General features: G+C 37.0%; 9 protein-coding genes. 3 read left to right on the forward strand and 6 right to left on the reverse strand.

All coding sequences use genetic code 11. From position 1 onward, the window contains the following. Positions 1-480: 480 nt before the first annotated feature. From DK858_RS13880 to yieE, 5 genes are all read right to left on the reverse strand, one after another. Positions 481-2,502, reverse strand: a complete 2,022-nt coding sequence (locus DK858_RS13880) for a ligand-gated channel protein (protein ID WP_109397922.1) — start codon at positions 2,500-2,502, stop codon at positions 481-483. 171 nt (positions 2,503-2,673) lie between these two features. Continuing rightward, complete coding sequence (locus tag DK858_RS13885) at positions 2,674-3,456, reverse strand: ABC transporter ATP-binding protein (protein WP_109397923.1); 783 nt, start codon at positions 3,454-3,456, stop codon at positions 2,674-2,676. Further along, the gene (locus DK858_RS13890) at positions 3,456-4,544 is read right to left on the reverse strand and encodes a FecCD family ABC transporter permease (RefSeq protein WP_109397924.1); all 1,089 of its coding nucleotides are present in this window, start codon (positions 4,542-4,544) and stop codon (positions 3,456-3,458) included. The genes DK858_RS13885 and DK858_RS13890 overlap by 1 nt, the downstream gene beginning before the upstream one ends. 486 nt (positions 4,545-5,030) lie before the next feature. Then, a complete protein-coding gene (locus tag DK858_RS13895) occupies positions 5,031-6,518 on the reverse strand; it encodes an amino acid permease (RefSeq protein ID WP_109397925.1) in 1,488 nt (495 codons plus the stop codon). 118 nt (positions 6,519-6,636) lie between these two features. Next, positions 6,637-7,530 carry a DNA-binding transcriptional regulator YeiE gene (gene yieE, locus DK858_RS13900; protein ID WP_109398206.1) on the reverse strand — a complete coding sequence of 298 codons (894 nt, stop codon included), beginning with the start codon at positions 7,528-7,530 and terminating at the stop codon, positions 6,637-6,639. 184 nt (positions 7,531-7,714) lie between these two features. Between yieE and DK858_RS13905 the strand changes: the two genes are divergently transcribed. Continuing rightward, on the forward strand, positions 7,715-8,809 hold the full coding sequence (locus tag DK858_RS13905; RefSeq protein ID WP_162556405.1) for a YeiH family protein: 1,095 nt from the start codon (positions 7,715-7,717) through the stop codon (positions 8,807-8,809). A 166-nt stretch (positions 8,810-8,975) separates the two neighbouring features. Continuing rightward, positions 8,976-9,818 carry a deoxyribonuclease IV gene (nfo, locus tag DK858_RS13910; protein WP_109397927.1) on the forward strand — a complete coding sequence of 281 codons (843 nt, stop codon included), beginning with the start codon at positions 8,976-8,978 and terminating at the stop codon, positions 9,816-9,818. Between the two features lie 72 nt (positions 9,819-9,890). Here the strand turns inward: nfo and fruK are convergent, their stop codons facing one another. After that, a complete protein-coding gene (fruK, locus tag DK858_RS13915) occupies positions 9,891-10,829 on the reverse strand; it encodes a 1-phosphofructokinase (protein WP_109397928.1) in 939 nt (312 codons plus the stop codon). A 189-nt stretch (positions 10,830-11,018) separates the two neighbouring features. Between fruK and DK858_RS13920 the strand changes: the two genes are divergently transcribed. Next, positions 11,019-11,435, forward strand: a complete 417-nt coding sequence (locus DK858_RS13920; RefSeq protein ID WP_109397929.1) for a nucleotide triphosphate diphosphatase NUDT15 — start codon at positions 11,019-11,021, stop codon at positions 11,433-11,435. Positions 11,436-11,667 lie beyond the last annotated feature (232 nt).

Below are 11,667 nucleotides of genomic sequence, written 5' to 3' on the forward strand. Positions count from 1 at the left end.
TGTGCTTTTATCACAATTCTTATGTTTTAAATATTTCAAATTTCATTACTTCACAAAAAGAAAACTAAATGTAATTTATTGATAAATAAGAATTAAATATCATATTAAAATTAATATTGTCAACAAACCATCAAAATAAAACATTTAAAATACATTAATAAGATTAATGCTAATATTTTGTTAACTCATACTTCTTTTGTACTCTAAAAATAGACTTTTAATAAAAAGTGTCTATTTTTTAACAGCCTGCTTTATATAAATTAAAAATAAGAGAATAAATTAAGAAAAAAATGGCTGGTAATAAGTAGAAATAACAATCTAATTGTCTGAATAAAGCGATGAATAAGATGAATTATTGAGCTAAATATAAACCTCAATACTTAAACTTTCCAGTATTAATTCTGAGCAAATGATAGAAAGTTAGAGATAAAAAAAGACTCCACATGTGGAGTCTTAATGACACAAACTGAGGGAAATAAATTAGAAGTTGTAGTTCAAACCGATATTGTAACGACGACCTTCTAATGTGGTATTAAAATGCTCTTGGTCAATGCGACGATCTAACACATTATAAACACCACCAATCACATTGAGTTGTTTGGTTAAGCTGTAGCTGGTTCCAATATCAACAAATGCATACGAAGGTGTACCATGTGACATCGATGTACGTGATAAGTAATCAGAGGTTTTACCACGGAAGTTAATACGCGCCCATGTTTCCATCTCTGGAGTGGTTTCCCAATTTAAGGTTGCATTCGCCATATGACGTGGCTGTTTATTTAATGGCTTACCTTTGAAATCACCACTTTTTTGCTCAGTATCCGTAAAGGTATAGTTAGCGGCTAAATTCCACTCTGGTGATATTGTCCAATTAAAGGTCGCTTCAATACCACGCATATTGGCTTTATCAACGTTAGTTCTATCACTCACAAAGTCATATGCATCACCACCATTACTCACACCATCACTTAAATTACAGTCACGGATCCCCGGCGCCATTTTAGAACCGTCTTTATTGGTACGGCTATCACAACGGCGAACTTCCATAATCTTATCTTTAAAATCGGTATTGAAAAGACCTAAACTCGCCGTCAGATTTTCACGGTTATCCCAGATAATCGAGATCTCTTCAGTGACTGATTTTTCAGGTTTTAAGCTTGGGTTACCATAAATAACAGCATCATAATTACCGCCACCAGTGCCTTGGCCCCATGAAGCCGTTGCTTGGCGTAAATCTGGTGAACGATAACCGGTAGATACCCCACCTTTTAATGTCCACTCATCAGTAAGATGCCATACACCATAAACTCGAGGTGTCCAATGCGTACCAAAGTTTTCATCTTTGTCCATACGCAGGCCGCCTGTTAAAGCAAAATCATTGGTCATAGCCCATTCATCTTCAGCAAATAGTGCCCAGCTATAACGGTCTAATTTATTACTAGCTTTAAGTTTATTGCCTTCATCTTTTAACTCTTCGTAACGATATTGAGCACCGACACTTAAAGTATGATCTCCGAACATTAAAACAGTCTGATTACGCACAGTTGTGTCGTCATAATCCATTTTGCGGGATAGATTACGGTTTTCATCACGCTGAACATAAGTATTCATGGTTCCAAAATCATAAATACCATCATGAGTCAGTGCATAGTGTGTTAGTTCATAATCAGTAAAGCTACTTTCAGGGGTTCTTCCTCGGCTAGGTAATCCTGATTTAGAATGCCAAACACGAGAATCACGATGTTGCTTATCTTTTTTAAACTCAAAATCAATCGTGTTTTGCTCATCAGGCGTCCAACTTAAAGTACCACCCCCTGTTGCAGTGATCTGGCGGTTATAACCATTCACGATTTTATCTTCACTACGATGTGAATATTGCCCTTGAATTTTTAAGCCCAGCACATTATCAATTAATGGACCACCAGCATAAAAACTACCTTGATTAGTATTACCGGAGTCTTTACGCTCTGTGATAGTGCTGTCTGCACGTACACTAAAGTTCCACTCTTTTTGCGCTTTACGGGTAATAATATTAATAACCCCACCCATTGCATCTGAACCATATAAAGAAGACATTGGGCCACGTACAACTTCAATACGTTCAATAGCAGGCAACGGCGGTAACCAACCTTGTTCGATACCAGCATTATCACTATTAGGGCGCGTTTCACGCGATGCAACACGCTTACCATCAACCAAGATCATGGTATATTTTGCATCCATACCACGAATACTAATATCAGAACTACTTCCACCACCTGTGACTAATACACCTGGTACATCTTTTAGTGCATCTGTAACATCACGGTAAGATTTAGTTTCTAATTGTTCACGAGTGACAACAGAAACCGATGCAGGAGCATCTTCAACAGTTTGTTTAAAACCAGAAGCAGTTGTAACAATCAATTTTTCTACATTTTCTGCTGTTGCAGTCATAACAAAACTTGATGCAATAGCAGCAACAACGCCAAGCGCAATTTTATTTTTATTTAACACGACCATTCCCGATTCTCCAAGAATATATTCTTTAAGTTTTATATAGATGGATATATCGACAGTTGCTCAAAAATTAGGGTAATAAATTTAATTACCCTTGTTTATTTTAATATTATTTTTATATCCCTATTTACTGCATCCCTATATTTACTTCTTCTCTCTTTCTTTTTTACTTCTCTATATTTTATCCACTAAACCATCAATAATAATTTGAGGTATTCCTTGTGAACAATATTCCAATCTACCTTGAACACCATAAACATCAGCAAGGCTTTGTGCCGTAATAACCTTATCTGGCGCACCTTGTGCAATTAACTGTCCTTGTTTCAACATTAATATATGTTCGCCATGTCGTAAGGCGATATTAATATCGTGAACAACTACGACAGTAATAATATTTCTGCGATGTGTTTCTTTAGCGACTAAATCCATTACATGATATTGGTAATTAAGATCTAGCGCGCTTAATGGCTCATCCAATAATAATAAAGAGGGTTGTCTAATTAATGATTGAGCAAGCCCAACTAATTGTTTTTGACCACCCGATAATTCATCTAAATAACGTAGTGCTAAATGCTCAATACCTAATTGACGCAATAAGTGCATCACTTGAGCTTCACTATGTTCATTATGTAATCCACCTGAAGCACGTTGCGCCACAATTATGGATTCTAATACATGTAAATGAACACCAGCAGGTAATGTTTGTGGCAAATAGACTACATTTTGAGCTCGTTGTGCAAAATTCATCGACGCAAGATCGTTGCCATCTAAACTGACAACACCCGATGATTTATTTAATCCAGCCAGCGCTCTTAATAATGTTGATTTTCCACTACCATTTGGCCCCAACAATACAGTGACCTTTCCTTTTGGTAATGTCTCAACATCCAGCGCCTTAATAATAAGATGTTTAGCATATCCGGCATTAAAGCCTTGGATCTTTAATCCTTCCATCATTAGATATTCCCCTTATGACGTAAAATCATACTGAGGAAAAATGGCACTCCCACCAGCGATGTCACAATACCCACAGGAATAATTACACCAGGTATTAAATTTTTAGAAGTAATAGACGCCAATGATAAAACTAAAGCACCAATTAATGCGCTCCCTGGCAGATAGAACCGATGATCTTCACCAAACATCATGCGAGCAATATGGGGGGCAACTAAACCAATAAAAGCAATTGGCCCAACAAAAGCAACTGCGAGCGCTGTTAAAATACTGATACGCAGTAATGAGCCTAATCTTAAACGCTTTACATCAATACCAAAGCTAATCGCTCTATCTTCACCTAATCGTAATGCAGTTAATTTCCATGAGCTCACCCATGAAATCACCATAATGACAGCAAAAGCACTCGCCATAACACCGAGTTTTACCCATGTTGCACGCGTTAAACTTCCCATAGTCCAGAAAACCAGACCTTGGAGCGTATCTTCTGTTGCAATAAATTGCATCATTGAGACTAATGCATTAAAGGTAAACACCATAGCAATACCAAAAAGCACCACTCCAGATGTAGGAACACGAGTCCAACGGGTTATCCCGTCTAATAATAAAGCGGATAATAGTGCAAAGAGAAATGCATTCGCCGAAATAAACCATTGGTCAGGAATACCCGGAATACCAATACCTAAAACTATTGCTAATGCAGCACCAAATGAAGCTGCATTTGATAAACCGAGTGTGAATGGGCTTGCTAACGGGTTATTTAGAATAGTTTGCATTTCTGCCCCCGCGAGTCCTAGCGACATCCCTACCACAACTGCCATTAAGGCATAAGGTAAACGGATATCCCATACAATCACTCGCGAACCCGCATCAACAAGCTCAGGTTGAAAAAGGGTTGTTAATAATTTATCAAATGATAAGCCTGAAGGCCCCATGGTAAAATCTAACACCACTGAGCCACAAATAATTAAAGCGATAATTCCCAACCATAGCATGCGTTTATTCATCATTTTTCGATAATGGGTTTTTACATTATCTGATGCGTTTTTTTCATGCTCTTGTGTAGTAAGTCTCTCTGATATAATGCTCATATCAATTGTTGTACCTAATTTTTTTTCTACGCTTTTCTGCTCCTGCCAACACGTTCAATAGGCAAAAACACACCGTACAACTCATCAACTGTATTTTATGTATAAAAAACCAATTATTAATTTGAGACATTTTATTCATCAAAGAGGTGAGTCGTACAATAATTACACAGTGAAAGATATTCACTGTATAACTGATTATATTTCGATAAGTTATTGGTTGGTGGTATTGAGCACTAGAAAAACTAATTCTTATTAGAGCCATTACATTAATCATATAAATTACAACCAATAGCGTCATTATTTTATTTTCAGCAAATAAATTACACGCTAACAATAAAGCAAATAATAACTATTATCAATGCGATTAATAATATAATTAGATTTTTTTGTGTCTTTTTTATAACTGACAGGTTAAAAAATAAAAAAACGCCCGTTTTATAGTGATAATCATCACAAAACAGGCATTTTAATAACTTGATTTATAGATTATTTTTTATTCGAAATATGTGTTGGAAATTCCATTTCATTATAACGAATAAAGCGGGTTTTCTTCACGATCTTATAAGTAAACCAAATCAATAAAAATAATGGGATACCAATATAAGTTGCAATTACACCATACCAATCAATCGTGTCTTCTAAGAAAGCTTGGTAATTTTGGCCTAATGTAATAATTAAACACAATATAAAGGCAAAAATAGGACCAATTGGGAAGAAACCGGAACGATAAGGTAAGTCATTTAAATCACGACCTTGCGCAACATAACCTTTACGGAATCGATAGTGGCTAATCGCAATACCTAACCATGCAATAAAACCAGTCATACCCGAAGTATTTAATAACCACAAATAGACAGTTTGGTTTCCGTACATTGAGCTTAAAAAGCATAGACCAGCCACAACGGTTGTCGCATAAAGTGCATTGCGTGGCACACCGTTTTTAGATAATTTACCAAAACATTTTGGTGCTTTGCCTTCTCTTGCTAATGTAAACAACATGCGCGTTGATGCATACATACCTGAGTTACCAGCAGAAAGTACCGCTGTTAAGATAACCGCATTCATGATGGCAGCCGCGGACAATAATCCCGCATTTTTAAAGACTAGCGTAAATGGACTAACACTAATATCACCAACCTCATTACGTAGTAAGCTAGGATCAGTGTAAGGGATAATTAAGCTAATAATTAAAATTGCAAAGATATAAAATAATAAGATACGCCAGAATACTTTACGCACAGCTTTTGGAATATTTTTAGCCGGATCTTTAGATTCACCCGCTGCAATACCAATTAATTCTGTACCTTGAAATGAGAAACCAACAATCATGGCAACACCAATCATTGCGGCAAATCCCCCCGCAAAAGGTGCGTCGCCAATTTCCCAATTATGCCAACCTGCGTTTTCGGCACCTTTCATAATGCCAGTGATCATCGCAATACCCACAATAATAAAAATAATTACTGTGGAAACTTTGATTAATGAGAACCAATATTCTGCCTCACCAAAGCCTTTTACCGAGATATAGTTGAGTAAGAAAATAACGCCTAGAAATAAAGCACTCCAGATCCAACCATCAACATCAGGGAACCAATAAAGCATCACTAATTGTGCAGCAACAAGGTCAACAGCAATAGTAACAGCCCAGTTATACCAATAGTTCCAGCCTAATGCGAAACCAAAGCCTTCTTCTACATACTTCGAACCGTATGTTGAGAATGAGCCGGAAACTGGCATAAAGGCGGCTAGTTCTCCAAGGCTTGTCATTAGAAAATAGACCATTAATCCAATTAAAGCATAAGAGAGTAATGCCCCACCCGGCCCAGCTTGAGCAACAGTTGCACCTGATGCAACAAAAAGCCCTGTACCAATCGAACCACCAATAGCGATCATCGCTAAATGTCGCGCTTTTAACTCTCTGCGCAAAGTGCGTACTGCGCCCGAACCAGCAGTACTATTTTGTTGTTCTGACATAACATTCCACTTTTATATTCACTTTTCTAACGAGGATTGTAGCAAATCTGTCGTTCGTGAATAGCAAGGATCTAGGATTATAAGATACCTTCATGATCGGGCGTCAATTATTAGCAATTTATGAAAAATTGCCGATTAAGTGTTCAGCATTACAGTACGTCAGCAGTTTTTTCAGTGCATCAGAGACATGTTTTTGACGATGATATACAAGATATAAAGTTCGTTGTAAGGTCAGCCCTTCTACTTTTATCTCTTTTAATGAGCCGTTATTAATCTGCTCTTCAATAACTCGACGAGATAAACAGCTGATCCCCATTTCATACATCACAGCGTGTTTAATTGCTTCTGAGTTACCTAATTCCATTTCAATGCGATAACCCGGTAAAGAAGCAAATAGAAGATGGTTAAGTACATCTCGAGTTCCCGAACCATTTTCTCGTAAAATCCAAGGCGCTGACTGTAAATCAGTTAAAGTCACATTTGGGATTTTAGCTAACGGATGTTCAGGCGAGCAAAAAATAACCATTTCATCTAAAAGCCATTTCTGGCTAATCAATTCAGAACTTTGGCAAGCGCCTTCAATTAATCCTAGATCAACACGGAATTCGCTCACTAATTTAACGACTTCCTCTGTATTTCCAATGCTCATTTCTAGTGGAATATCAGGATAATTATGATGAAAATTCCCCAACATTTGAGGTAGAATATAATTACCTATAGTTGTACTTGCAGCGATGCGTAAAGCACCATTTCCCGCTTGGAATAACTGCTCCACTTCCGTTGCTCGTTCAAGCAAAGATAATGCTCTAGGGTAAAGTAATCTCCCATGTTCATTTGTAACGAGCCGTTTTCCCACTCTATCAAAAAGCTGTACACCTAGTTGGCTTTCGAGATCAGTTAAAGATGCACTGACAGCAGATTGAGATAAAGCAAGCTGTTGTGATGCTTGCGTTGTAGAACCACTCTTGAGAACTTCAGTAAAGACTTCCAGCTGCCGCAACGTAATTCGCATATCCATTCCACCCTTGAGCCGTCATTGTAATAACATACTATCCACAAACCAGTAACATACCAAGTACATTTAAGAAAATACACCTATATTAATATTACTGGTTATTATTATAAAAATAATGAGTTTAATAAATAAGATTGCTTGTTATATGCTTATGCAAAATTCATATAAACAAGGTTTTTCTATGTCAGAGCAAAGTCAAACTATTACATTGGCGAAAAAATGTGTTACTCCAGTTTATCGCTGGCTTCCTGGTTTATTACTAACTGGCGTATTAACTGCGCTTGCTATTTATATTGGTGATATCCCTTGGTTTTCTAGCATGGGTTTAGGCGCATTAACACTGGCAATCTTATTCGGTATTATTGTGGGTAATACTTTTTATCCTGTTGCAAAGCCTTATAGTGATGAAGGTGTAAAATTCGCTAAACACTATTTATTACGTGCAGGTATTATTCTATACGGTTTTAGGCTGACATTTCAGCAAATTGCAGATGTAGGCGCAACAGGTTTAATTATAGATGCGATTATGCTGGCATCGACTTTTCTTATTGCAATGTGGATTGGTCGAAAATATTTCGGCCTAGATGAACAAACGGTGATTTTAATTGGCGCAGGTAGCAGTATCTGTGGTGCTGCAGCTGTTATGGCAACAGAGCCTGTAGTTAAAGCACAAGCAAGCCAAGTCGCTGTTGCTGTTTCTACTGTTGTGATTTTCGGCACGATTGGTATTTTTCTTTATCCTTGGTTCTATCACTTAAATGCATTTGCAGGCTGGCTACCATTTACAGAAGAAACCTTTGGTATTTTCTCTGGTTCAACAATTCACGAAGTGGCTCAAGTTGTCGCAGTAGGACACTCTATTAGCCCTGATGCTGAAAATGCAGCGGTTATTAGTAAAATGATCCGTGTAATGATGCTAGCACCATTCTTAATTATTCTTTCAACTTATTTAAGTAAGAAGAAAAGTAAGGCAAACAATGGCGCACAAGCTACTGAGAAAAACCCAATTACTATTCCTTGGTTTGCCGTATTCTTTATTTTAATGGCGGGATTTAACTCTTTGAATTTAATTCCAGCGCCTATTGTTAGTTACATTGTGACTATCGATACTATTCTATTAGCAATGGCCATGGTCGCACTAGGTTTAACAACGCATATTAGTGCTATCCGACAAGCTGGCGTCAAACCGTTATTGTTAGCATTATTATTATTTTTCTGGTTAACCCTAGGTGGGGCGATGATTAATATCTTTATTCAAACTGTGCTGATGTCTTAGTCGGAATATCGATTAAAAATAATCCCCTTTTAAATTTCGACTTGAGAAGTATTTTTAGATTGCGCAACTATTTTTAGTTGCGCTTTTTTGCTTTTATTATCTCAATATGATGTTATACGCAGTATATTTGTTATCATGGTGTAAAATAAATCTAAGGAGAGAAATAATGAAATTTGTTGGCGCACATGTCAGTGCTGCTGGTGGCGTCGATCAGGCGGTATTACGCGCACATGAAATAAAAGCTACTGCATTTGCCCTTTTTACTAAGAATCAGCGTCAGTGGAAAGCCGCGCCATTATCCACAGAAGTCATTGATAAATTTAAAAAGAACTGCGAGCTTTATAATTATACCCCTTCTCAAATTTTACCTCATGACAGTTATCTCATTAACTTAGGCCATCCTGAAGAAGATGCTCTCGAAAAATCGAGAGACGCATTTCTAGATGAAATGCAACGTTGTGAACAACTGGGTATCGAATTACTGAATTTTCATCCAGGAAGTCATTTAAATAAGATTGATGTTGATAAGTGTCTACAAAAAATTGCCCAATCAATTAACATCACTTTAGAAAAAACTAAAAATGTCACTGCTGTGATTGAAAATACTGCTGGGCAGGGAACAAATTTAGGCTATCGCTTTGAACATCTAGCCGCCATTATTGATGGCGTAGAAGATAAATCTCGTGTAGGCGTTTGTATTGATACTTGCCACACTTTCGCCGCTGGTTATGATCTAAGAACGATTGAAGATTGCGAAAAAACATTCGCTGAATTTGAAAAGGTTGTCGGCTTTCAATATCTAAAAGCGATGCACCTTAATGATGCAAAAAGTGAATTAGCCAGTCGTGTAGACCGCCACCATAGTTTAGGTGAAGGTAATATAGGTAAAGTGCCTTTTAGTTATATTATGCAAGATAAACGTTTTGATGGTATTCCGCTGATTTTAGAAACTATTAATCCTGATATTTGGCCTGAAGAAATTGCTTGGTTGAAATCACAACAACCCTAACCACAATACTAACAGTAATGAGATTTGCGGTTTATACGATTTTCGTTTTATAACAATAAACCGCAAATTAGTTTATTTTATAGGCGTTAACTCAATCTTAGTCATCATTTCAGCAAGTTGGCTTCTGTCTTTTATTCCTACATCAGGCTGACTGACTGATAACGCAGAAATAGCGGTTGCAAGGCGCAATGTATGCTCACTCGTTTGGCTCATTAATAAACCATATACTAATCCTGCCACCATTGAATCTCCCGCACCAACGGTACTGATCACATTACAATGTGGTGGTTTTGCAAGCCATGCACCAGATGCATTTACCCATAAAGCCCCTCTTTCACCCAATGAAATAACGACATGTGCAATACCTTTATCTCTCAGTTGATGAGCAACATTAATAATATCTGCCATTTCAGTTAATGAATGTCCAACCCACACTTCCAATTCACGATGATTAGGTTTTATCAACCAAGGTGCTGCTTTTAACCCTGCGACTAAAGCATCACGACTGCTGTCAAAAATAATACATGGACATAATCTTCTTAACTTAATCATCCATTGGGTAAAGGCGTCAGGATCAACACCATTAGGTAAACTCCCACTAACGACCACCATATCGAAATGAACAAGCCAACTAAGCGAATCTGTTGCAAAACGTTGCCAATCTTGTGGTGATACTATAAATCCTGAAAAATTAAAGTCGGTGACTTGCCCTTTTTCCTCGGTTAACTTCACATTAATGCGTGTTCGTCCTGATACTAAATAAAAACGGTTAGCCATACCATTTTCACTAAAGAAGTGCTGAAACTCTTCTTGATTTTCACGTCCCATAAACCCACTAACAGTAATATCAATACCTAAATCACGTAAAACTTTCGCGACATTATTACCTTTACCAGCAGGATTAAGTCCAGCAGTTCGGACTAAATTAACACTACCTACATCAATAGTTGGACAAGCACCAACAAGATCATAAGCAGGATTTAAGGTGATCGTAGCGACACGGCGCCTCATGCCCTCACTCCCCAATCATTTTTTATGATGAATATTTTGAATGATATATATAACATCAATTAACCTTTCATTCAGTGAAATTGAGCTCGTTTTCCTTGCACTCTATCCATCCTAAATGGAGAATATCACCGATAAAAAACGACTTATTTTTATACATTAACTATATAAAAAAGAAAAAAGGAGTCTCAAATGTCAGTCGTAGTCGGTGTTGGCGTAATTATCACTAATGAAAATGGTGAAGTATTATTAGGAAAACGTTGTGGAAAACATGCCCCTTATTGGTCAATTTTTGGTGGACATGTTGATAAAGGTGAAACTTTTGAGCAATGCGCTATTCGAGAGATAGAAGAAGAAATTGGTATTGCGATCGCTGATCCACAAGTGATTGGTATTAGCAATAATCTAGAAACTTACCAGTTAGAAGGTAAACACACGGTCTCTATTTGTATGATCGCACAACACCAAGGTGACGAGCCTAAATTGATGGAGCCAGATAAATGTTCTGAACTTCGCTGGTGTTCTCCAGATAATTTACCTGAGCCACACTTCGAAGCCAGCCGCAATTCCATTGCATTATGGAAAAGTAAGCAGTTTTATCAAGGCTAAGTAAAAGCGCTCTATTACTTTCATTATTCTGGATCTTTTTTGTTCAGAATAATGTTCGAATGATTTATTTCTACTCAAATTTTCACTTATTTATAGCGATATTTCTTTATCGTTTCTAATTATCCTCACACTAATCTATTGATTTATATAACCACCTTTTCCTACTGTATTATTTTTACTCAGTTTTTTCTTTTATAAAGCACGATAACCTCTATTTACACTTTTATAGCAA

This window comes from Proteus faecis (assembly GCF_003144395.1).
Lineage (GTDB): Bacteria > Pseudomonadota > Gammaproteobacteria > Enterobacterales > Enterobacteriaceae > Proteus > Proteus faecis.